We start from the raw sequence: 24,497 nt of genomic DNA, 5'->3' as shown, positions 1-24,497 counted from the left end.
AACTCCTCCTTGGTTTTTTATGATGATTATCGGTCATCTTATTTACCTAGCAAATGACATAAGATTTGTTAAGTACTTGTAATTATAGTTGCTATAATTATTTACTTTATGGATTTTGTGTCAAATCCATAAATTTATTGTACTTACTATCATAAAAAGAAGAGATATAAAGCGAAATGGTTAGCAGTAAAGGTAGGTTTGATGGATCCTACTACGGATCCATCATTCAATGAAAAGGATCACTCAATTACACGATCGGTAATTTAATGTCCTTAAACATCTCTTCAATATCTTCATTATTACGAAGTGCAATCGCTTTATCGACAACATCTCGGGTTAAATGAGGCGCAAAACGCCAAATAAAATCATACATATAGCTACGTAAGAAGCTGGTTCGTTTAAAACCAATTTTCGTGGTGCTATAACTAAACTTATCTCGCATATCGATAACGACCAAATCGTTATCCAATTCAGGATTAACAGCCATACTGGCAATGATACCGATACCCAGCCCTAACCTAACATAAGTTTTAATCACATCGGCATCTGTTGCTGTAAAAATGATTTTGGGTTCAAGATCTGCTTTTTGGAATGCCACATCCAATTCAGAACGACCAGTAAAACCATGGGTATATGTTACGATTTGATACTGAGCGACATCTTCAATAGTCACATTTTTCTTTTCTGCTAATGGATGCCCTTTTTGCACCACTACACATCGATTCCAATGGTAGCAAGGCAGCATAATCAAATCGCTGTATAAATGTAATGCTTCAGTGGCTATCGCAAAATCACTATTTCCTTTGCACACTTCTTCCGCTATTTGGGTTGGGGATCCCTGTTGCATATGTAATGAAACGTGTGGGTAGCGCTCGATAAAGCCTTTGATCACCGGAGGTAATGCATAGCGAGCCTGTGTATGAGTCGTCGCAATATGTAATGTGCCTTTATCAGGATAAGTATGTTCGCCTGCTACAGACCGGATGGCTTCAATTTTTGAGAGGACTTCTCGGGAAATACGGATCACTTCTTCACCAGCAGGCGTAACATGTGTTAGATGTTTACCACTACGGGCAAAAATTTGAATACCTAACTCATCTTCAAGCATTCTCACTTGTTTACTGATACCAGGCTGTGAGGTAAATAACCCTTCAGCGGTTGAAGAGACATTCAAGTCATGATTAACCACTTCAACAATATAACGTAATTGCTGTAATTTCATATTGCGATCCACCTCTACAGAGCAGCAAGAAATTTGCTATAGCTAAAAATTATTACTTATAATTAAAAGCTATATATATTCGATTTGATATAACCAATATATCATCATTCCGTACAGAGTGAATAGCCAGATGATAAAATTTCACCTAAGTTAATTTATTTTGAAATAATTTATACTTGGGATCAGTAAGAAAATGAAAAGATACAATTCACGTTTCACGATCTATGATTGAATAAGTGCAAGACGATTTGGCTAAAATGGAAATATAAAAGAGGATATTACATGCAGAAAAAAATATTGGCGCTGTTAATTAGCATGTCAACTATTGCTATGGTGCCTTCCCTCCATGCGAAAGAAATTTCTTACGGCGATCAAAAAATTGTATTGTCTGACAATATCGTTTCTGGAGATGATTTCTATCGCTATGTTAATCAGGATTGGATTAGTAAAGCCAAAATTCCAACGGGTATGCCACGGATCAACTCATTTGTTGAGCTATACCTGAATACAGAAAAACAACTACAAACCATTATCGATGAATTACAGAGCACACCAGAAAGCGCTCTCAATCATAACCAACGAAATATTCGCAACTTATATACCAGCTATTTAAATGAAGAGGCGATAGAAAAAACAGGTATCACACCGCTCAAAAGCGACCTTGACGCTATCAGTAGTGCAAAAAATCACAATGATATAAATAAGTTAATGGCTCAGCCTGCTTATACACCTTTTATCTCGTATTGGGTTGACCTTGATGCCAAACAACCTGATACCTACGTTTTATACCTCGGACAAGGTGGCCTCGGTTTACCAAATCGTAATTATTACCTCGACCAAACACCACAAATGGAAGAGATCCGCAAAAACTATATCGCCTATATAGCGACAATCTTAAAACTGTCAGGTGAAAAAGACGTAGAGAAAAAAGCACAACAAATTTTTGACTTAGAAAAATCAATGGCTGAAGTGCATTGGAGTCCAGAAGAACGCCGTGACACCATAAAGAACTATCACCCAATGACCTTAGATGAAATGAAAAAATTCACTAAAGGGTTTGAATGGGAGAGCTTTATTAATCAATGGCAACTTTCAAACAAACAGTTGAATAAAATTATTGTCGAAAATGATAGTGCGGTTGAACAACTGGCTAAAATTTATGCTGACACGCCTGTCTCAACGCTACAAGACTACTTACGTTTTCATTATTTGAGTAACCAAGCCGCTTATTTAAATCGTGACTATTCTGACGCTCGGTTTGATTTTTATTCACGTAAACTAAACGGCGTGGAAAAACAAAGAACCCGCAAAGAACGCGCTCTTGAAACCGTTAATCGTTTACAAGGCGAACCTATGGGGCAAATTTATGTTGAAAAATACTTTAATCCTGAATCCAAAGCAAAAATTACTGATTTGGTCAGTTACGTCAGAGGCACATTTAAGTCACGTTTAACCCAAAATGACTGGATGGATGAACCAACCCGTCAAGAGGCACTCAAAAAACTCGACCAATTTACGGTTAAGGTTGGTTATCCGGATAAATGGCATGATTTTAGCGATATTAATTTAACTTCAGATAATTTACTTGATAACTATAAGCAGGTACTTAATTGGTCCTATCACGATGATATGAGCAAAATCGGCCAGCCAGTACGTCAATGGGAATGGGGAATGACCCCACAAACCATCAATGCTTATTTCAATCCAGTGCAAAATGAAATTGTATTCCCTGCGGCAATACTACAAGCGCCATTCTTTGATCCTAATGTTGACCCTGCCTACAACTATGGCGCAATTGGTGCCGTTATAGGCCACGAAATGGGTCATGGCTTTGATGACCAAGGCAGCCTATATGATGGTACTGGTCAATTACGAAATTGGTGGAGCGATACCGCGAAAGAACATTTTAAACAAAAGACGGATAAGTTAGTCACACAATACGATAGTTTCACTGTTGGTGACCAAAAAGTGAATGGTCAATTAACATTAGGTGAAAATATTGGCGATTTAGGCGGTCTAAATATCGCCCTAAGTGCTTATAAGCAATTTGTTAAAGAGAACTATCCAAATGGAGAAGCTCCCATTATTGATGGAACCACAGGGTTACAACGCTTCTTTATCTCTTGGGCAAGAACATGGCAAGAACTTGCAAATAAAGAATCTGAGCGTAATAAGATCCTCACCGATCCACACAGTCCGAATCAATTCCGCGCAAATGGTGTCGTCCGTAATATGGATGAGTGGTATCAAACCTTTGGTGTTGATAAAGACAATAAATTATACCTAGAACCAGAACAGCGTATTCGTATTTGGTAGACAAGCAACCATACTGTATGTTTATACAGTCATCGGTAAAATCGATACCTAAATATCCCCACAAAATACATTATCGTTAGTTTTCAATAAATTAAAGGCTCCGAGTGATTGGAGCCTTTTGAGTATTCCATTCTTAAAAATGGGATACCATAATTTCAATATTTCATTTGCTAAAAAAATTGTTAATGCGTAACACTGATTTTAATATCATTTGCTGTCTTGAAGCCGTAGCGACTCAGTGGTGATATCATCACGTCAGCAACATTGCCTGACACATCAATGATTTTTTTCTCGCTCGATGTAATATAAAACTGTCCAATTGAATAAGATTACAACTATCTTTATTAACAATGTTTTTTACTTAAGAGAAAGACACTACGAATACTCTTATATTGATAAAACTGAGAATTTCAATCTGCGCTTATACTATTTTCATTGTTTTTTAAAAAATATATTTTGAGATTTGTAAACTTTTTTTGATTTTTTCTATTATTTATCAATGCATTACATGGGTTTACTTTCATGAAAAACAGATGTGATGACACATCGAGCCAAATTGGATAATCCAATATTAATGTTATTGATTGATTTTTTATAACTATAAAGAATTAATACACATCAGGGAGCAAAAAATAAAACCTTTCAAGCTAAGAATTAAGAATAATGAATACAGTTAAATACGACATACAATATTTGAGTCTTCCCATTGTTAGGAAAGACCCATATATGCAACTAGTCAATAACACCACATGCCATTCGAGCACCGCCACCACCTAATGCCTCTGGGTGGTCTGAATAGTTATCACCCCCTACATGTACCATAATGGCATGCTTTTCTACTGCTTTAAGCTCCTTTAAACGTGGTGCCAGAACGGCATAATCTGCATTTCCTTTAGTATCCACAACTAAACCAGGCAGATCGCCTAAGTGGCCTGTTTTATCATAAGGCCCTTTATGTACACCTGTTTTTTCAGGATCTAAATGCCCACCAGCCTTTAATGCAGGAACCATTTTGCCCTCTTTTTCACCTGCATCACAGCTTGGGTTTTCATGAATATGGAATCCATGTATACCTGGTGCTAAACCTGTGAGTTTTGGCGTAAACAATAATCCATAGTCCGTTTCAGAGATCACAACTTCACCAATTGTTTTTCCTTCTCCTTGTGCTGTTGCTTCTTTCAATTCTACCGTTTTTTCTGCGCCATTGGCTGCAAATGCAGTTAGTAAGCCTGCTAGTAAACATATTTTGAGTTTCATTCAACCTCCGGTTGTGATGGTGTTATAGCTCTTACGTTTAATAATATGACAACACTGAATATCACTTATCAATGATAACTATAAATAGAATAGCAACTCCATTTTGGATTGCTTTGCGGTTTGCCACATAAAATAAAACTTAACTCAAATAATACGGTTTTTAAGATAGATCCATATGGTGAGATAAAACGAAAAACTGAGGCCAAAATTGAAATGAAAAAGGCGATAGAAAAACTATCGCCTTTATATTTGAAAAGACATTAAAAACACTTATTTGTCTTTAACTTCCCATTTACCATCAACGTAAAACGCACTCCAGCCGGTTGCTTTGCCATTTTTATCTGAAGAAACATATTGCTGTTTCGTTTTACGGCTAAAGCGAACCACCGTTGGGTTTCCTTCAGGATCTTTAGCAGGAGCATCAGCCAAATATGCTAATTTCTCTGGTAATCTCTCTCTGAAGCGCTGTAATTCTTCAACCAATGGCGCACGTGTTTCACGTGATTTCGGGAACGTGTTGGCTGCAAGGAATACGCCAGCAGCACCATCACGCAAAACGAAATAAGCATCTGATTTTTCACATGGCAGTTCAGGCAATGGAACTGGATCTTCTTTTGGTGGGGCAACTTCACCATTTTTTAAGATCTTACGTGTGTTCTTACACTCTTCGTTGGTGCACCCCATATATGGACCAAAACGACCTGTTTTTAGGTGCATTTCAGAACCACATTTATCACACTCAACTACTGGGCCATCATACCCTTTAATGCGGAACTCACCCTCTTCGATTTCGTAGCCTTCACAAGCGGGGTTGTTACCGCATACATGCAGTTTACGTTGGTTATCGACCACATAGCTATCCATCGCAGTGCCGCATTTTGGACAACGACGTTTCGCACGTAACGCATTGGTTTCTGCATCATCACCTTCAAGAATATTCAGAACTTCATGTTCAGGAATAAGGTTGATGGTTTTCTTACAACGCTCTTTTGGTGGTAATGCATAACCTTCACAACCAAGGAATACCCCTGTCGATGCTGTGCGGATCCCCATATGACGTTCACAATCAGGACAAATGATGGATGTGATCACCATTGGGTTAGTACGCATGCCACCTTCTTCAGGCTCTTTTTCTGCAATATTAAGTTGCTTACTAAAGTCTGAGAAAAACTCATCCAGTACCGCTTTCCATTCAGCCTCATGGTTAGCAACATGGTCGAGCTGATTTTCCATGCGAGCAGTAAAATCGTAGTTCATTAGGTCATTGAAGTTCTCTTCCAGCCTATCAGTAACGATTTCACCCATTTTTTCAGCGTAGAAACGACGATTCTCAACTTTAACATAACCACGGTCTTGAATAGTCGAGATAATGGCCGCGTAAGTTGATGGGCGTCCAATACCCCGCTTTTCTAGCTCTTTAACCAGTGATGCTTCACTAAAACGCGCTGGCGGCTTAGTGAAATGTTGGCTTGGCAGCAATTCGACTAATGATAATTCAGAACCCACCTGAATTGGTGGTAATGTTTTGTCTTCGTCGTTTTTGCGTAATGCAGGCATGACACGCGTCCAACCATCAAAGCGTAAAGTACGGCCTTTGGCTTTAAGCTCGAAATCACCTGCTTTCACAGTCAATGTTGTTGAATCGTATTTTGCCGGCGTCATTTGGCAAGCAACAAATTGATTCCAAATCAACTGATACAATTTCTTCGCATCAGCTTCCATATCTTTCAGCGAATCCGTTAATACATCAACACTTGAAGGACGGATGGCTTCGTGCGCTTCTTGCGAATTCTCTTTACTGCTATAGACAATGACATCTTTTGGTAGATATTTATTACCAAAATTGTCACTGATATAACCACGAACCATATTTAATGCATCTTGGCTCAAATTGGTTGAGTCTGTACGCATATAGGTGATATAACCCGCTTCATAAAGACGCTGAGCCATCATCATGGTTTTTTTCACACCAAAGCCAAGCCGAGTACTTGCCGCTTGTTGCAATGTTGATGTGATAAACGGTGCGCTAGGTTTGCTTGACGTTGGTCGGTCTTCACGGTCGACAACTTGAAAACGCGCTTTTTCTAACAGGCCTACTGCCGCTTCAGTTTCTGCTTTGGTAACGGGTTTAAAAGGCTTACCTAATCGATGAGTAACTTCCATTCGCAATGCCGCGATATCTTTATCAGCGAGATCGGCATGGAGCTCCCAATACTCTTCAGGCACAAACGCTTTAATTTCACGTTCACGCTCAACAATCAGACGCACAGCGACTGATTGCACACGACCCGCAGATAGACCACGAGCCACTTTTTTCCATAATAAAGGCGATACCATATAACCAACCACGCGATCCATAAAACGGCGTGCTTGTTGCGCATTAACCCGGTCAATATTTAGTTCACCTGGGCTTTCAAACGCTTGTTTAATCGCATTTTTAGTAATTTCATTAAACACGACACGACTAAAGCGGGAGTCATCCCCTCCAATCACTTCGCGTAAATGCCATGCAATAGCTTCCCCTTCGCGGTCAAGGTCCGTCGCAAGATAGACATGGTCTGCATCTGCCGCTAACGCTTGTAATTCAGAAACTACTTTTTCCTTACCGGGCAAAATTTGATAATTCGCCTTCCAACCATGGTAAGGATCAATCCCCATACGTTTTACTAACGCAGCTTGAGGATCTTTTTTAACCTTTTTGGTTTTGTCGGTAGATGAGCCTGTACTCTTTTGTGAGCCGGACCCGCTTTTCGGCAGATCACGAATGTGGCCAACGCTGCTTTTTACAACGTAGCCACTGCCAAGATACTTATTGATCGTTTTGGCTTTTGCCGGGGACTCCACGATAACAAGAGCTTTACCCATATTTACCTTTACCTAAATTTCTACGATGGCGCATTTCTACATTAAAATGCACAAAATGAAAATCTCTTTTTTATATTGCGGCACAATTGCAATATATCAATATAATTTCTTTAAATTGTTTGCGTTTAAGCAAAAACTACAAAGCAAATCACGCTATGCTAAAAAGAACATAAAGTGTTCTAGCTGACTGATTTTAGCCGTATAATAACTAATTCATATCAACGAAAAGCACACACTCTACCTGATAAAATACGAGACGCAACCAATTATTTTCTTAAGGGAGCTAACTAATGCACGATGATATCCAATCTATAACACAAAACGAACTTCTTGAAAAAGCTAATGAGATCATAAAGAAACATGAAGACTACATTCATGGTATGTTTGTTGATACTGTAGAGCAACATCGCGGCACTTTAGTTTTTAAAGGTGAATTCTTTTTAGATGAAAATGGTATCCCAACCGCAAAAAGTACCGCTGCTTTCAATATGTACAAACATTTATCCCATTTGTTTTCAGAAAAATATCACCTTAAGTAATGGTACGTAATCAAAAAATTACCGGCAATCAGCCGGTAATTAATAATAGATATGAAATAGATAATTTGCGAGCAAACCAAGTCTCAATTTATTTACATAAACGGTTTTTGACCACGCTGCCACCAACGCAATAGTAGTTTGTCTACATTTTCGGACACACTACTTGTAAAACGCTCTAGCATTTTTTTACTCTGCGTATAGCGAATACCGACAATTTCCTTTGTATCAATTGAAGCAATAATAATATCATCACTCACCCCAAGCTCATCAATTAAACCTTTATCTAATGCTTGAGTACCGTACCAATATTCACCTGTAGCAACTGAATCGATATCCAATGATGGACGATTTTGATGAACAAATTGCTTAAATAGATCATGGGTTTCATTGAGGTTTTCAACAAATTTTTTACGACCTTGTTCAGTATTTTCACCTAACATAGTTAATGTTCGTTTATATTCACCAGCAGTATGAAGCTCGACATCAACATCATGTTTTTTCAATAAACGATGGATATTAGGTACCTGTGCTACCACACCAATTGATCCCAATATAGCAAACGGCGCTGCAACAATTTTTGTCGCAATACATGCCATCATGTACCCACCACTCGCTGCCACTTTATCAACAGCCACGGTTAATGGAATATTTTTCTCTTTTAAACGAGATAGCTGAGATGCCGCTAAACCATAACCATGTACCACACCACCAGGGCTTTCAAGGCGTAATAATACTTCGTCCTGCTGATCTGCAACGGCAAGTACAGCACTGATCTCTTCTCGTAAAGAGCTCACTTCACGTGCGTCCATGCTCCCCTTAAAATCGAGGACATATAAACAAGGCTTTTTAACCGCAGTCTGGCCTGTTTTCGCCCCTGCTTTTTCATTTTTTTCTTTTGTTTTCTGCTGTTTTTTAAACGCTTTTAACCACGCTTTATGTTCAGAATCATTCATTTTAACTTGTTGCATTTGACGTTGACGTTCACGGTAGTTTTCACCTAAATCGGTGATTTTTAGTTCACCTCGGCTACCTTGACGACGCATTCCAACACCAAATACAAAAACGGCAAGCACAACAATCGCCACGACAATTGTGACAACTTTGGCTAAAAATAGTCCATACAGAGAGAAATACTCCACAAAATCATCCTTCTGATATTAAGCTTAATAAAAAATAATCTCATGATTGTCGCGAAACAACCAGTAAAATAACTCTGCTTTATCGTCATGTTACTTGAATTTTTACGTCAAATTGGCTAATCATCGTAATCATGCGATGATATCTCAACATGTTAACAAAAAAGATAGGAAAATTACCATGCTCCACTATCAACCCAAACAGGATCTCTTAAGTGGCAAAACCCTTCTCGTAACAGGAGCCGGTGATGGCATTGGCCGTGAAGCTGCATTAACCTATGCCCGATTTGGCGCATCGTTGATCCTCATCGGTAGAACGTTGCATAAACTTCAATCAGTCAGTCAAGAAATTGAACAGCTGACAGGTAAAGCCGCAGATATCTATGTATTAGATTTGTTGACAGCTACCCATCAAGAGTACACCGAACTGGCACAAAGCATTGCCCAAAAACATGCTTACCTTGACGGTGTTTTACACAGCGCGGGTTTATTAGGTGTAGTTAGCCCTATTATTGAGCAGCCTGTAGTTGAATGGCATGAGGTTATGCAGGTCAACGTAAATGGCGCCTTTATGCTAACGCAAGTTTTGCTACCTCTATTACTCAAAGCCCCGAATGCCTCTTTAGTTTTCACCAGTTCAAGCGTAGGTAAACAAGGCCGTGCAGAATGGGGAGCTTATTCGGTTTCAAAATTTGCTACAGAAGGCTTAATGCAAATTCTATCTGAAGAGTATAAAAATAGTAGCTTGCGCGTTAACTGTATTAACCCAGGACGCACTCGTACTAGCATGCGAGCCAGCGCGGCTCCAAATGAAGATCCAATGACTATTAAAACTCCTGCCGATATTATGCCAATATATTTATATGTTATGAGTGATGATAGTCTACGAAAAACAGGGATCAGTTTTGATGCCCAACCTGCTCGTAACGTCAATATAACGGAGTAACCGTATGTCTCAAAGCCGACACGAACAACGCCAACAGCGCCTGAAAGAAAAAGTTGATGCTCGTATTGAATCCGCCCAAATAGAACGTGGTATTTTGCTGGTTTTTACAGGGAATGGAAAAGGTAAAACAACAGCAGCTTTCGGTACCGTTTGCCGAGCGGTCGGCCATGGGAAGAAAGCGGCGGTAGTTCAATTTATTAAAGGAAGTTGGGATAATGGTGAACGTGAGTTACTCGAACCCAATGGCGTCCCTTTTTATGTGATGGCAACAGGTTTCACATGGGAAACCCAAGACAAGGAGGCGGATACTTTAGCTTGCCTTGAAACATGGCAACATGCACGTCAACTATTGTCTGACCCATTAATCGATTTAGTGGTGCTCGATGAAATAACTTATATGGTCAGTTATAACTATCTACCATTAAGCGAAGTCATTGATGCCCTAGAACATCGCCCTGAAAACCAATCAGTTATTATTACAGGCCGAGGATGCCATCGTGACTTGCTAAGTTTAGCGGACACAGTGACAGAAATGCGCCCTGTAAAACATGCCTTTGATGCAGGAATTAAAGCACAGAAAGGTATTGATTGGTGAGTCTATTGGCTGGTGTACATATATACTCAAAATAATTCGAGAGGTAGATAGATGACGCGTAACCGTAGTCACTATGCCTTTAATGAAAAGCCCTGCAATGTGAATTATCGTGAGTATAAGTACATCAGCAATATTAATTAAGCATCAACGTACCCGCCCCAAAAATCGCCTGAGTCTGCTGCATAAACTCAGCATACTTGCGTTTTTCAAGCAATGAACGTTTATCACTCCCCATACGGCTATAAATCACCGCCATATTTGAAATATTATCGTGGTATTTATTATAGTAAAATGCTTTTCTCTGTGGATCTAAAGAACGACGAAAGTTATTAATTAGACATACGACATCTAAAGCATACATTTGCAGTGTTTCATCAGAAAAATGAGGTGGAGAAAGCGGGTAATTAAAATCTACAGTGACCGATTGCACCTCATCATTAATCAGTTTCTTAATTATTAGTTGTGAAAGTAAAACATCTTCATTACGAATTAAATCGACCAACTCTTTATGAGTTAAACATTTAGTTTTTACTTTACTCACTGTCGTCGAGCCGGCGAGTATTTCGGAAACATATTCTCCTACAGCGATATCACAATTAAATACATTATTATCAATTATATAATCATTACTACTATTGATCCTACCCACCAATTCATAGCCATCAATAACTAAAGATTGTTTATTTAAATGATAAACAGCAGGGATCCCCTCAGTGCCATAAATAAAATCATACGCATAATAAAATTGTTGGGTAGGATTTAGAATACCGCCTTTATTACCTGGATAAACAATAAACTGAACCACTTTACCCGTCGCGGTCGTCATCGAGTGAAAACCCGGACTGAGAGAAATACTGCCAACCCCATTTTTGGGGATCACAATAGGCTGATAATCGATTAAAAATATGAAACTATCCGATGAGTCATTAGTAAAATAAAAACGCCCACTTTCAGGAATTACTGTTTGGTTACTATCACAACCACTTAAACTTAATCCTAAACCCAATACCATGACAGCCGACATTAACCGAAATCCATTCATATAAAATAACACCCTGTTTTACTGCTACTAACAAATAAAATATCGTAAATACAGAATATTCTCAATTATGTATTTGTACTTTTGTGACAAATACATTATCAAAATTAATAAAAAAGGCTATGGATCACTCCATGGCCTTTCCAAAAAATAATGATAAATGATTTGTTAGATGCGGGTACGACGCTTAGCCGTTGGTCTTGATGACTGGCGTTTTGATGCAGGTCTAGCGGCAACTTGTGAGTGACGTTTAACCGCACGACGGATTTGATTGGCTTTAATACGTCGTTGATCGCGTTCAACCGCCACTTTAGATTCGGTTTCGGCCTCAAGTTCAACTAATTCTCTTAAATAGTTAGTTTGTTCAAGCCCTAATTCAGTCCAACCACCGCGAGGTAAACCTTTTGGTAAGTCAATATCACCGTATCTAACACGGATCAGGCGGCTAACTTGAACACCCACAGCTTCCCAGAGTCGACGAACTTCACGGTTACGGCCTTCAGTTAAGGTTACGTTATACCATTGGTTCATTCCCTCACCGCCACGATATGAAACCGTTTTAAATGCCGCTGGGCCATCTTCTAGTTGAACACCTTGAGTTAACTGACGAATTTTTGCATCTGTGATTTCACCAAATACACGCACAGCATATTCACGTTCTACTTCACGGCTTGGATGCATCAGACGATTAGCTAATTCACCATCGGTGGTAAATAATAGCAATCCGCTAGTATTCACATCTAAGCGGCCTACAGCAATCCAGCGTGCACCAACTAGCTTAGGTAAGCGAGTAAATACGGTTGGACGCCCTTCGGGATCATGACGAGTACATAGCTCTCCCTCAGGCTTATAATATGCCATCACACGGCAAATCTCTTTTTCTGGCTCTTTAATGGTCAGAATACGGCCATCCATACGGATTTTAGTCGCAGGTTTTACTTCAATGCGATCACCTAACGTCGCCATTTTACCATCAACACTGATGCGACCTTCTTTCAAAAAGGCTTCAATTTCACGACGGGAGCCATGCCCAGAGCGGGCAAGAATTTTTTGTAACTTCTCAGTTTTTTGCGGTTTAGCGCTCATATAACCCTCAAATGTCGCCTTCACAGGCGTCAATAATTTTTCGTGAACTATCACAAAAAATAATGAATAAGAAAACCTGCGCATTATACACAGGTTTTCAAGGATCCCCTATTAATAATCCTTTGACTAAAAAAGCTTATTCAAACGGTGATGGATCACCTGTACCCACACGAACCACCACGGGTGCATCATTAGTTAAATCAATAACCGTGGTCGGCTTTTGGCCAATGTAGCCACCATGGATCACCAAATCGACCTGCTTACCCAGTAAATCACGAATTTCCTCAGGATCAGATTGAGTAAAATCATCCCCAGGCATAATTAGGCTGGTTGACATCAGAGGTTCCCCCACGGCTTCCAATAAATCACGTGCAATCGGGTTTGCAGGAACTCTTAAGCCTATCGTTTTACGTTTTTCATTCATTAAACGGCGTGGTACTTCTTTAGTCGCCTGAAGGATAAATGTATAGTTACCTGGTGTATTATTTTTGATTAAACGAAATGCACTATTATCAACATGTGCATAATTTGATAGCTCTGATAGATCACGGCACATCAACGTAAAATTGTGATTCGCATCCAGTTGACGAATACGACAAATGCGTTGTAATGCATCTTTATCTTCTAATCGGCAACCAATTGCATACCCAGAATCGGTTGGATAAACGATCACTCCACCTTGATTTAAGATTTCAACGCTTTGACTGATTAAGCGCGGTTGTGGATTATCCGGATGGATATAAAAAAACTGGCTCATACAGACCTCGGTTCTTTATTCTTGACAGCATCATCCGGTAAAAAACCTGAAAATGGCACTATCTACTCGCAATTAACAACGCATCAATAAAACTGACGCAGCTTCTTTCATTGGATGTATTCTACACCGCATTTACGATATATACTCTAAATAATTCAAGGTGCAACTAAGCTGCAAGTGAACGAGTCGCCGAGAACTTAGAGAATTATGTGGCAGCCATGAGTGAAGCTAACCACCATAAATCAACCTAACGCATTCCAACTTGCAGCATGATGAATATCACCATGTGTTATCGCGTTTTTACCTCATCCCACAGCCCCCAAACTGCTTGTTCATCGTCAGGAAGCCATAAGTTACGGCCCAATTCAATCCAAGAGCATGGCCGATGAAAATCGGAACCCACAGAAGTCTTCAAATCGCTCACTCGTGCGAGTTCAGCGAGATATTGTTTTTCATTCGGTGCTTGTTGACAATGAGAAACCTCCATCGCGTCCCCCTGACAATCTTTAAAATAAGCCACCAAACGTTTAAGCCATTTATTGGACAGTTGATATTTAGAGGGGTGAGCTAAAACCGCAATACCTCCAGAGCGATGGATAGCATCAACGGCATCTTCAATAGAGCACCACTTTGCAGGGACATACCCCATTTTACCTTTCGATAAATAACGCTTGAAAACATTATTGATATTTTTCTCTTTGCCAATTTTAACTAAATATTGCGCAAAGTGTGCTCGGGTTACTTGTCCACCAGCGGAAATTTTTGATGCATTCTCCCAAGCATCGGGAATACCAACTTTTTCTAGCCGACGCCCTATTTCAATTCCACGCTCTAAACGTAACGCAGATTGTTTTTCTAATAATTGCCTCATCACAGATGATGTTGTAGAAAAATTTAACCCAACAATATGAATTTCCATGTTTTCCCACATAGTGGAAATTTCAACACCATTAATCAATTCCAATGGACGTTGAGTTTGCAAAAGGTACTCACGAGCTTTGATAACGCCGTCACAGGTATCATGGTCAGTAATGGCAAGCACATTTACGCCCATTTCGATAGCCCTTTCAATCACTTCAGCAGGTGTCAGCTCACCATCTGAAGCATTGGTATGACAATGCAAATCATATCGTGTCATCAATGGGCTCGAAATTTGTGACATAAGGTAATCATCTCCTTTTCCAATTACGGAATATTTTTCCTGAATATAAATAACAAACTACTTGACACAATCAATGTGATCCAGTTTACTAGTACACAAGACGGCAGCAATGCCGATATTAATTTGATTATCCAGAGAGGCACTGTATGGCTGTTATCAATCTATCAAATCGTTGGTGGCGTAACTTCCCAAATTGGGCGGAAGACGCACACGCATAGATTCGATATGCCTCAGCGCCAAACCCGCCCTAGTCTGCGGGTTTTTTTATGTCTAAAAATCGTTAAAAGGCAACAAAATGAATAAGCAAAACACAACATTAGCACATTTTAGTTTTCTGGATAGCCCAATTAACTATCAGCAAGACCCAACATTACTGTTTAACCACCTTTGCCAAGAGGTTCCTGCGACCATGTTATTAGAATCCGCAGAAATCAATAGTAAAGCGAATTTACAGAGTTTATTAATTGTCGCAAGTGCCCTACGTATTCGCGCGTTTGGTCAGCGTGTCGAAATTGAGGCATTAACACCAAATGGTGAAAACTTACTGCCTATCATGGCTGAGCAATTAGCAGATAAAGCACTACGGTGTGAATTATCAGCTCAGCACCTGACAATTAACTTCGGTCAACCAAGTCATGAACTCGATGAAGATAGTCGTTTAAAAAGTGCTTCCTGCTTAGATGTTCTAAGGTTACTACCAACTCTCGCACAAGCCAGTACTCAACAGCCCGAAAATTTATTTATTGGTGGATTATTTGCTTATGATTTAATCGCTAGTTTTGAATCTTTACCGGCGACAAAAACAATCAATCAGTGTCCTGACTACTGCTTCTTCGTGGCGGAACACTATTTAGTGATCGACCATCAAAATCAGGCTGCACGTCTGAAAAGCTGTTTTTTTACTGATAATGTGGAACAACAACAAACGATTAAACAACGTCATGATGAAATTATTTCAGCATGTCGTCCTTTTTTATCGCCTCTAGCATTAGGGACCACTGAGACATTTGCCGTTCACACCAATAAAAGTGATGAGCAATATTGTGCAGTGGTTAACTCAATGAAAGAAGCCATCTATCGTGGTGATATTTTTCAAGTGGTTCCATCACGTAAATTTTCGGTGCCTTGTCCTTATCCACTCATTGCCTATCAAAAGCTCAAAGCACAAAACCCAAGCCCTTACATGTTTTTTATGCAAGACAATGATTTTTCACTGTTTGGTGCGTCACCAGAAAGTGCACTGAAATACAGCTCAAGCACTCGGAAAGTCGAAATATACCCAATTGCAGGTACACGCCCTCGCGGTCGTGATGCTTCAGGCGCTATCGATTTAGATCTTGATAGCCGCATAGAACTCTCCATGCGTACTGATCATAAAGAGCTGGCAGAGCATTTTATGTTAGTTGATTTAGCGCGTAACGATTTAGCGCGTATTTGTGAAGCTGGTAGCCGTTACGTTGCCAATTTAACTAAGGTTGACCGTTATTCATTTGTAATGCACTTGGTCTCACATGTTGTGGGTACTCTGCGCGCTGATTTGGATATTTTTCATGCTTATCAAGCTTGTATGAATATGGGAACCCTCACTGGAGCGCCCAAAGTGCGTGCCATGCAATTGATTGCTGAATATGAACAAGAGCGTCGAGGCTCCTATGGTGGCGCGGTTGGTTATTTCACAGGCAAAGGCGACTTCGATACTTGTATCGTGATCCGTTCCGCTTATGTCGAGAATGGCGTAGCTACCGTCCAAGCTGGTGGTGGCGTCGTACTTGATTCTTCACCTCAAGGAGAAGCCGATGAGACACGTAACAAAGCTCGCGCAGTGATCCGCGCAATTGCCCAAGCCCACCAAGCAGAGGAGTTATTCTAATGGCGAACATCTTATTACTCGACAATGTTGACTCTTTTACTTACAACCTCGTAGATCAATTACGCTCTGGTGGTCATCACGTGGTGATTTATCGTAATACCGTTAGTGCGGAGCATATTTTATCAGTTTTAAATCAAATGGAATCGCCGCTACTCGTGCTCTCACCTGGCCCTGGAAAACCAAGTGATGCGGGCTGTATGCCAGAAGTTTTACAACAAGTGATTGGTAAAATTCCTGTGATCGGTATCTGTTTAGGGCATCAAGCCATTATTGAGGCTTATGGGGGTCATGTTTCTGCCGCAGGCGAAATTCTTCATGGTAAATCATCCATGGCAACTCATGATCAACAAGCCATGTTTAGTGGTTTAGATAACCCAATACCTGTTGCTCGTTACCACTCTTTAGTCGGCAGCCAAGTTCCCGAGCAACTCACTATCTGTGCACAATCAAATGGCATGGTCATGGCGGTACGTAATGATCACGACCGTATTTGCGGTTTTCAATTCCACCCTGAGTCTATCTTAACCACTCAAGGGGCAGTGTTACTTGAAAAAACCGTAGCATGGGCGCTTTCGACCCCAATTAGCACAACAACATCATCGCGTTAACAGGGAAGAGAGAACCTAATTATGCAAACTATATTCGATAAATTATTTCGCGCTCAAACATTAACACAGCAAGAAAGCCAACAGTTATTCAATGCCATAATTCGTGGCGAATTAACAGAGGCACAATTAGCTGGTGTATTAGTCAGTATGAAAATGCGAGGTGAACAGCCGGAAGAAATTGCCGGTGCAGCATTAGCTTGCCTTGAAAATGCGCAGCCGTTCCCACGCCCTGAATATCAATTCAGTGATATTGTCGGTACCGGTGGTGATGGTGCAAATAGCATTAATATTTCAACGGCAAGTGCTTTTGTTGCTGCACAAGCTGGGATCAAGGTTGCCAAACATGGTAACCGCAGCGTTTCTAGCCGTTCAGGCTCATCTGATTTATTAGCCTCTTTTGGTATTTCACTTGATTTAAGTGCTCAAAGTGCTCGTGATGCTCTTGATGAATTGGGGGTCTGCTTCTTATTTGCGCCACAGTATCACAGCGGTTTTCGTCATGCAGCTCCCGTACGTACTCAGTTAAAAACACGTACATTATTCAATGTGTTAGGTCCATTAATCAATCCGGCACGCCCACCAATTGCGTTGATTGGGGTGTATCAAGAATCGTTAGTAGAGCCCGTAGCAAAAACACTACAAATGCTTGGTTTTACTCGCGCTGCTGTGGTACACAGTGGAGGTATGGATGAAGTTTCTCTTCATGCTACAACACAGGTTGCTGAGTTAAACCAAGGTGTTCTTTCCTTCTATCAACTAAACGCAACTGATTTTGGTTTACAGACTTATCAGTTATCTGATTTAGAAGGTGGTACTCCTGATGAAAACCGAATTTTACTCACCAATTTGTTACAGGGTCACGGAAAGCCTGCACATGAAGCTGCGGTTGCAGCAAATGTTGCCATGCTAATGCGTATTAATGGCCATGAAGATTTAAAACAAAATAGCGAACACGCTCTGAATATTATTCGTAGTGGTAGCGCGTTTGACCGAGTCACTGCACTAGCTTCAAGGAACCAATAAAATGAAAGCGACTGTATTACAAAAAATTGTTGATGATAAACGCGCCTACCTTGTTGAGCGTAAAATCAAACAGCCACTAGAGAGCTTTATCGATACAATAACGCCATCAAGCCGCAGTTTTTATGAAGCACTATCAGCAAAGCGCCCTGTTTTTATACTTGAATGTAAAAAAGCGTCACCTTCCAAAGGACTGATTAGAGCTGATTTTGATCCTGCTGTGATTGCAAGTATTTATGCGCCTTATGCATCCGCTATCTCAGTGTTAACCGATGAAAAATATTTCCAAGGCAATATGGAATACCTGACCATTGTCAGTAATACCGTTAAACAGCCCGTGTTATGCAAAGATTTTATTGTTGATGCGTACCAAATTTACCTAGCAAGACACTATCAAGCTGATGCAATTTTATTAATGCTATCAGTACTCGATGACCAAGAATATGTCGCCCTTGCTGAGGTTGCCCATCAATTAAATATGGGTGTATTGACTGAAGTCAGTAATGAAGAAGAGCTTGAACGTGCGATTCAACTTAAAGCACAAGTGGTAGGCATTAATAATCGTGATTTACGCGATCTGTCTATCGATTTAAATCGTACTCGCCAGCTCGCACCAAGGCTACCAACAGGCACTGTCGTGATCAGTGAATCAGGCATTCACCGCCATCAACATATTCAATCATTGAGTGAATTTGCTAATGGCTTTTTGATTGGTAGTGCATTAATGGAACAAGCTGACATCGGCAAAGCCTTACGTAACCTCGTAACTGGTGAGCACAAAGTGTGTGGATTAACCCGCGGACAAGATGCTAAAGCGGCACTGGCCGCAGGAGCAACTTATGGTGGGTTAATTTTTGCAGAAAGCTCCCCACGAAAAGTGACACTGTCACAAGCAAGGCAAATTATCCACGCCGTTCCACTTAAATATGTCGGTGTGTTTCGCGATCAATCTGCCGATTTTGTGGCTCATATGGTAGAGCAGCTTGCTTTATCAGCAGTACAGCTGCATGGCAATGAAGATGCAAACTACGTGCAAAAATTACGTGAAACTTTGCCTACGCATTGTGAAATTTGGAAAGCCGTTAATATGTCACACCCCGATTTTAGCCAATTCGATGAACAACCTATAGATCTTTTATTACTCGATAATGGCCGCGGTGGTAGTGGTAAAACTTTTGATTGGAACATGATCCCCACAAACAGTAAGTTTCGATTTATGGTCGCAGGTGGACTAAATGCAGAAAATTGTCGTCAAGCTGCCAAATTATTGTGTAATGGACTTGATTTCAATTCAGGCGTTGAAATCGAACCGGGTATTAAAAGCGAACAAAAAATTAATCAAGTATTCAGTTCACTCGCTTAATCGACAAGCACATTTAAAACTGAACATAATACGCATATAGAATAGAGATTAAGAGACAAATAAAATGAGTAAACTAGACCCCTACTTTGGTGAATTTGGCGGGCAATATGTCCCAGAAATTTTAATTCCAGCCCTGAATCAACTGGAAGAAGCGTTTATTGATGCACAGAATGACCCGACATTCCTAGCCGAATTTCATGATTTATTAAAAAACTATGCAGGTCGCCCTACCGCGTTAACCTTATGTCGTAACCTCACTGAGGGAACCAAAACTAAACTGTATTTAAAACGCGAAGATCTGCTACACGGTGGCGCCCATAAAACCAACCAAGTATTAGGCCAAGCACTGTTAGCAAAACGCATGGGGAAAAATGAGATCATCGCTGAAACAGGCGCAGGACAACATGGTGTTGCAACCGCACTGGCATGTGCATTACTGAATATGAAATGCCGCATCTATATGGGGGCGAAAGATGTTGAACGTCAATCTCCTAACGTTTTCCGTATGAAGTTAATGGGTGCAGAAGTGATCCCTGTGCACAGTGGTTCTGCAACGTTAAAAGATGCTTGTAATGAAGCACTTAGGGACTGGTCTGGTAGCTATGAAAAAGCACACTACCTACTTGGCACTGCGGCGGGTCCTCATCCGTATCCAACCATTGTACGTGATTTCCAACGTATGATTGGTGATGAAGCCAAACAACAAATTTTAGAAAAAGAAGGCCGTTTACCTGATGCCGTAATCGCATGTATCGGCGGTGGCTCCAATGCCATTGGTCTGTTTGCTTCTTTTATCCCTGAAGAAGATGTCCGTCTTATTGGTGTTGAGCCAGCAGGCTTAGGAATTGAAAGCGGACAACATGGCGCACCATTGAAACATGGTCGCGTTGGTATCTATTTCGGCATGAAATCGCCAATGATGCAAACCCATGAAGGGCAAATCGAAGAGTCTTACTCCATTTCCGCAGGTCTTGATTTCCCATCCGTTGGCCCACAACATGCTCACTTAAATAGCATAGGTCGCGCTGATTATGTTTCTATTACTGATGATGAAGCATTGACTGCATTTAAGCTCTTATCACGCAAAGAGGGAATTATTCCTGCCCTTGAATCATCCCATGCCCTCGCCTATGCACTAAAAATGGCCGAGCAAGAGCCTAATAAAGAGCAATTGTTAATTGTTAACCTATCAGGTCGTGGTGATAAAGATATTTTTACCGTGCACGATATTTTGAAAAGTAAGGGAGAGATCTAATGGAACGTTATACTAAGCTTTTTGAACGTTTAAATAGTGTTAATCAAGGTGCTTTCGTTCCATTCGTCACACTTGGTGATCCTGATGCTGAACTTTCACTAAAAATTATTGATGCATTAATCGCGGGTGGTGCTGATGCCTTAGAAATTGGCATTCCCTTCTCTGATCCTCTCGCTGATGGTCCAACGATCCAAAATGCTAATCTAAGAGCATTTAAAAGTGATATCACGCCAACACTATGCTTTGAATTACTAGCACGAGTGCGTCAAAAACACCCCAATATACCCATTGGGCTGCTGGTCTACGCAAATCTAGTTTTCAGTAATGGCATTGATAACTTTTATTCACGTTGCCAACAAGCTGGCGTCGATTCAGTTTTAGTTGCTGATGTGCCTATGCGTGAATCAAAGCCATTCCGTGAATCTGCTATGGCGCATGGTATTGCGCCAATATTTATCTGCCCGCCAAATGGTGATGATACACTACTTAAAGAGATCGGTGAATATAGCCAAGGCTACACCTATTTGTTATCACGCGCGGGTGTGACAGGCACTGAGCAACGAGCGCAAATGCCTCTTACTAACCTCATCAACAAATTAAACCATTATCAAGCGGCCCCCGCACTACAAGGTTTTGGGATTTCAGAACCGGCTCAAGTTGCTGAAGCCATTGCTAATGGTGCAGCAGGTGCAATCTCAGGCTCTGCGGTGGTTAAAATTATCGAAAACAACCTGCAACGTCCTGATACTATGCTGGCTGAGCTCACCCAGTTTGTGGCTAATATGAAGGCCGCCACTGTAAGATAATCTCAAACATAGCATTCTATTCGCCATACCTTTGTATGGCGAATTTACCCTCTCTCATCTCAATTAGACCATTTTAGTTGTATCTTTAAGTTGAATTTTCCCCTATTTCTACTGATACTAAAATTATCAGTGACAATCATTTACTTTATAGTGATTACTCGCTGAAAACTAAATAGCAGCTCTTGCTGAATAACATAACAACCAATAGTTTGTCGTTCGACACGTTAGGAGAGAAAGGATGAAATTATTAAAGTCTGTTGGCACACTACTTGTTGCCACTTTTATGGCATTCACACTCGCTGCTTGTGCACCTACGTCTAAATCAGAAGGCACTGGTGGCTATATCGATGATACGGTCATTACAACTAAGGTTAAATCTGCTTTGCTTGCGGAGAAAGATTTAAAATCGACACAAATTAGTGTTGAAACATTTAAAGGTCGAGTGCAATTAAGTGGCTTCGTTGATTCTAAAGCCAGCGCAAATAAAGCAATCGAAGCGGCTCGAAATGTAAAAGGTGTTCAATCTGTTATTGACTCGATGAAAATACGTTAATATTTTCAATCCAAACTTAAAATATCAGTCCTATTCGGGCTGATATTTTATCACTCTTGTTAATAGTATTTTTTGTTTTATAAAATAAGACTTGTTATGAATATGTTTCCATATCGTTACGGTAATATTTTTAATTTATATTGAAAACTAATAAGATTAGAAATTAAATTCTTAACTGATTATACTTTTTTATCGACTGTTTCCATTATAACAAAAAACCCGAGAATACTTATTCCCGGGTTTCCTACTACCTAACATCCATTTAATATCAGATTGCGTCCTGCTAAATTCAATTAGAAGCGGTAACCGACACCAAACATAAATACGAATGGGTCAAGACGAGTATCCACTTTTTGTTGTTCACCGTTAAATTTAAATTTAACGTCTGTATCAATATCCATCCACCACAGAGAGGCGTTTAACATCCAGTTTTCAGTCAGCATATAGTCCATACCAGCTTGTGCTGCGAAGCCCCAAGAACTAGATAAATCAAGGTCACTCAAGCCTAGCTGTTTAGCACCTGAATTGAATTTTTCGTCAAAGAAGAACGTGTAGTTAATACCTGCGCCTAAATAAGGACGTAATTTGTCTTCTTTGCTACCAAAATAATATTGTGCCATTAATGTTGGTGGTAAATGATGAACTGTCGCAATATTACCTAGTTCACCTAAACTAACTTTATGCTCAAATGGCGTTGCAGCTAATAATTCCACACCGATATTATCGGTCACCATGTAGCTGAATGTCAGACCTAATTGAGTATTATTATTCGCATTAAAATGGCCAAGCCCGCCTAAGACATCGTCAGAGCCTGCATTAGGACGAACAGTTGCAGTACCTGCACGGAAAATAAAGTCGCCTTCTTGATGAGCAATTGAAGCAACTGGAGCTAATGTTGCAGCAGCTAAGACAAGCGCAGTGAGTTTTTTCATTATCAATCCCATTCCTGTGTTTTTTTATTTGGGTGAAATATACCCTTTAATTTTATTTAATGTTCAAATCAAGATCACATCTTTTAATAAAAGAAGCATAATCTGACTAGAGTGAATTTATTATTTCATTTGTAATTTTTTTAATTTTGATTTAAATCAATTTTTATTAGATATATATAAAAATAAAAAAATACTATCGTTATTTTTATATTATTCAGCCAATAAAGTTATATTTAAAATACACCTTTATCCTGATTAAGAATTATTACTTAATTATTATTTGAGAAAATTTTGTGTTTTTCGCTTACTATTTACGACTAACACTAGGTCTTTTCTGAACTTTCTCTACCTATGAGGTTGATACTCAGTTACAATCAGCTAAAAATTTTACCCTTTGTAGATAGGAGCAGTTACATGTCCATTTCGGCCAACTCACTCATTAGTGATAGTATTAACTTTTTTAAGAATCAGTTGGGTGGCCTATCCACAATTGTATTGCTAGCAACCGTCGTCAGTGTCATCATTTATTCGATGATGATCCCAAGCGCTCAGATGATTTCAGTCTTAGTAGATGCACAAGCTCAATTTATTAAAGCAGGAAACTCAGGGCTACAAGATTGGGTTCAAGGGCTTTCTGAAGAAGAGAAAAGTAGCATCTTACGTGTCTCTTTTGGTCTGATCCTATCAGTGACTTTCGGTAGCTTGATATTAATTTGCGGGGTTTTAGCCTATATTGCAGGGCTATCACGCGGGGAAGATATGACTGGCACCCAAGCTTTATTAGCCTCACTCCCTAAAGCACCCTCTATGTTTTTACTGTTAGTCGTATGCTCATTGCTAGTTCAACTAGGTACCACCATCATGGTGTTTCCCGGCATTGTATTAGCAATCGGTTTTTCTTTAGCACCTGCGATTTTGATCAGTGAAAATGTCAACCCATTCAATGCAATGGGTAAAAGCTGGAAAATGGCGTATGCAAATTGGCGGTTAGCCCTTCCTATGGTACTGATTTGGATGGCCTCACAAATGCTAGTTAGCCTACTAATGAGTAGTATGCAGATGAATCACATCGTCAGCAATGGCGTTTCATTCCTAATAAATAATATTATTGCAGCATTTGCTCTGATTTACTTCTATCGCCTTTATATGCTGATCACTCAAAAATAGTTG

21 protein-coding genes and 1 other annotated feature are annotated in these 24,497 nt (G+C 40.0%); of the genes, 12 read left to right on the top strand and 9 right to left on the bottom strand.

What is annotated here, in order from left to right; translation table 11 throughout:
* Positions 1 to 247 precede the first annotated feature (247 nt).
* On the bottom strand, positions 248 to 1,222 hold the full coding sequence (gene cysB, locus SC428_RS01345) for an HTH-type transcriptional regulator CysB (RefSeq protein WP_070928108.1): 975 nt from the start codon (positions 1,220 to 1,222) through the stop codon (positions 248 to 250).
* A gap of 282 nt (positions 1,223 to 1,504) precedes the next feature.
* Here cysB and SC428_RS01340 point away from each other — a divergent pair, with 282 nt between their 5' ends.
* Positions 1,505 to 3,538 carry a M13 family metallopeptidase gene (locus SC428_RS01340; RefSeq protein ID WP_318705636.1) on the top strand — a complete coding sequence of 678 codons (2,034 nt, stop codon included), beginning with the start codon at positions 1,505 to 1,507 and terminating at the stop codon, positions 3,536 to 3,538.
* 732 nt (positions 3,539 to 4,270) lie between these two features.
* Here SC428_RS01340 and sodC read toward each other — a convergent pair.
* Entirely contained in the window at positions 4,271 to 4,795 is a 525-nt protein-coding gene (gene sodC / locus SC428_RS01335) for a superoxide dismutase family protein (RefSeq protein WP_070928112.1), read from the bottom strand.
* A gap of 270 nt (positions 4,796 to 5,065) precedes the next feature.
* Positions 5,066 to 7,660 (bottom strand): type I DNA topoisomerase, encoded by a 2,595-nt coding sequence (topA, locus tag SC428_RS01330; protein ID WP_140179542.1) that lies wholly within the window; start codon positions 7,658 to 7,660, stop codon positions 5,066 to 5,068.
* A 290-nt stretch (positions 7,661 to 7,950) separates the two neighbouring features.
* On the opposite strand from topA, the gene SC428_RS01325 reads away from it, so the two are divergent.
* Entirely contained in the window at positions 7,951 to 8,199 is a 249-nt protein-coding gene (locus SC428_RS01325) for a DUF2498 family protein (RefSeq protein WP_070928116.1), read from the top strand.
* A gap of 92 nt (positions 8,200 to 8,291) precedes the next feature.
* Here SC428_RS01325 and sohB read toward each other — a convergent pair whose 3' ends face one another.
* Entirely contained in the window at positions 8,292 to 9,338 is a 1,047-nt protein-coding gene (sohB, locus tag SC428_RS01320; RefSeq protein ID WP_318705632.1) for a protease SohB, read from the bottom strand.
* A gap of 178 nt (positions 9,339 to 9,516) precedes the next feature.
* On the opposite strand from sohB, the gene SC428_RS01315 reads away from it, so the two are divergent.
* Positions 9,517 to 10,281 (top strand): YciK family oxidoreductase, encoded by a 765-nt coding sequence (locus tag SC428_RS01315; RefSeq protein WP_070928120.1) that lies wholly within the window; start codon positions 9,517 to 9,519, stop codon positions 10,279 to 10,281.
* Positions 10,282 to 10,285: 4 nt separating this feature from the next.
* On the top strand, positions 10,286 to 10,876 hold the full coding sequence (gene cobO / locus SC428_RS01310) for a cob(I)yrinic acid a,c-diamide adenosyltransferase (protein WP_070928122.1): 591 nt from the start codon (positions 10,286 to 10,288) through the stop codon (positions 10,874 to 10,876).
* A 133-nt stretch (positions 10,877 to 11,009) separates the two neighbouring features.
* Here cobO and SC428_RS01305 read toward each other — a convergent pair whose 3' ends face one another.
* From SC428_RS01305 to rnm, 4 genes are all read right to left on the bottom strand, one after another.
* A complete protein-coding gene (locus tag SC428_RS01305) occupies positions 11,010 to 11,918 on the bottom strand; it encodes a hypothetical protein (protein WP_070928124.1) in 909 nt (302 codons plus the stop codon).
* A gap of 165 nt (positions 11,919 to 12,083) precedes the next feature.
* Positions 12,084 to 13,001 carry a 23S rRNA pseudouridine(2605) synthase RluB gene (gene rluB / locus SC428_RS01300; RefSeq protein WP_070928463.1) on the bottom strand — a complete coding sequence of 306 codons (918 nt, stop codon included), beginning with the start codon at positions 12,999 to 13,001 and terminating at the stop codon, positions 12,084 to 12,086.
* Positions 13,002 to 13,137: 136 nt separating this feature from the next.
* Positions 13,138 to 13,758, bottom strand: a complete 621-nt coding sequence (locus SC428_RS01295) for an L-threonylcarbamoyladenylate synthase (RefSeq protein ID WP_070928126.1) — start codon at positions 13,756 to 13,758, stop codon at positions 13,138 to 13,140.
* Between the two features lie 289 nt (positions 13,759 to 14,047).
* Complete coding sequence (gene rnm, locus SC428_RS01290; protein ID WP_318705626.1) at positions 14,048 to 14,920, bottom strand: RNase RNM; 873 nt, start codon at positions 14,918 to 14,920, stop codon at positions 14,048 to 14,050.
* A 167-nt stretch (positions 14,921 to 15,087) separates the two neighbouring features.
* Positions 15,088 to 15,188 (top strand) — a sequence feature (Trp leader region).
* 27 nt (positions 15,189 to 15,215) lie between these two features.
* On the opposite strand from rnm, the gene SC428_RS01285 reads away from it, so the two are divergent.
* The 7 genes from SC428_RS01285 to SC428_RS01255 all read left to right on the top strand — a co-directional run bounded on the left by SC428_RS01285 (position 15,216) and on the right by SC428_RS01255 (position 22,395).
* Positions 15,216 to 16,790 carry an anthranilate synthase component 1 gene (locus tag SC428_RS01285; RefSeq protein ID WP_070928130.1) on the top strand — a complete coding sequence of 525 codons (1,575 nt, stop codon included), beginning with the start codon at positions 15,216 to 15,218 and terminating at the stop codon, positions 16,788 to 16,790.
* Positions 16,790 to 17,398 (top strand): glutamine amidotransferase-related protein, encoded by a 609-nt coding sequence (locus SC428_RS01280; protein WP_070928132.1) that lies wholly within the window; start codon positions 16,790 to 16,792, stop codon positions 17,396 to 17,398. Before SC428_RS01285 ends, SC428_RS01280 begins: the two co-directional genes overlap by 1 nt.
* 21 nt (positions 17,399 to 17,419) lie before the next feature.
* The gene (trpD, locus tag SC428_RS01275) at positions 17,420 to 18,421 is read left to right on the top strand and encodes an anthranilate phosphoribosyltransferase (protein WP_070928134.1); all 1,002 of its coding nucleotides are present in this window, start codon (positions 17,420 to 17,422) and stop codon (positions 18,419 to 18,421) included.
* 1 nt (position 18,422) lies between these two features.
* Positions 18,423 to 19,781 (top strand): bifunctional indole-3-glycerol-phosphate synthase TrpC/phosphoribosylanthranilate isomerase TrpF, encoded by a 1,359-nt coding sequence (gene trpCF / locus SC428_RS01270; protein ID WP_070928136.1) that lies wholly within the window; start codon positions 18,423 to 18,425, stop codon positions 19,779 to 19,781.
* A gap of 64 nt (positions 19,782 to 19,845) precedes the next feature.
* Positions 19,846 to 21,036, top strand: a complete 1,191-nt coding sequence (gene trpB / locus SC428_RS01265; RefSeq protein ID WP_070928138.1) for a tryptophan synthase subunit beta — start codon at positions 19,846 to 19,848, stop codon at positions 21,034 to 21,036.
* Positions 21,036 to 21,842 (top strand): tryptophan synthase subunit alpha, encoded by an 807-nt coding sequence (gene trpA / locus SC428_RS01260; RefSeq protein WP_070928140.1) that lies wholly within the window; start codon positions 21,036 to 21,038, stop codon positions 21,840 to 21,842. Before trpB ends, trpA begins: the two co-directional genes overlap by 1 nt.
* A 238-nt stretch (positions 21,843 to 22,080) precedes the next feature.
* Complete coding sequence (locus SC428_RS01255; RefSeq protein ID WP_070928142.1) at positions 22,081 to 22,395, top strand: BON domain-containing protein; 315 nt, start codon at positions 22,081 to 22,083, stop codon at positions 22,393 to 22,395.
* Between the two features lie 293 nt (positions 22,396 to 22,688).
* Here SC428_RS01255 and ompW read toward each other — a convergent pair whose 3' ends face one another.
* Entirely contained in the window at positions 22,689 to 23,327 is a 639-nt protein-coding gene (gene ompW / locus SC428_RS01250) for an outer membrane protein OmpW (protein ID WP_070928144.1), read from the bottom strand.
* Between the two features lie 414 nt (positions 23,328 to 23,741).
* Here ompW and SC428_RS01245 point away from each other — a divergent pair, with 414 nt between their 5' ends.
* Complete coding sequence (locus SC428_RS01245) at positions 23,742 to 24,494, top strand: YciC family protein (protein WP_070928146.1); 753 nt, start codon at positions 23,742 to 23,744, stop codon at positions 24,492 to 24,494.
* Positions 24,495 to 24,497 lie beyond the last annotated feature (3 nt).

This window comes from Providencia sp. 2023EL-00965 (genome assembly GCF_033550225.1).
GTDB lineage: Bacteria > Pseudomonadota > Gammaproteobacteria > Enterobacterales > Enterobacteriaceae > Providencia > Providencia manganoxydans.
Note: the sequence above shows the minus strand (reverse complement) of the source record. Positions and strands in the feature narration are given on the sequence as shown.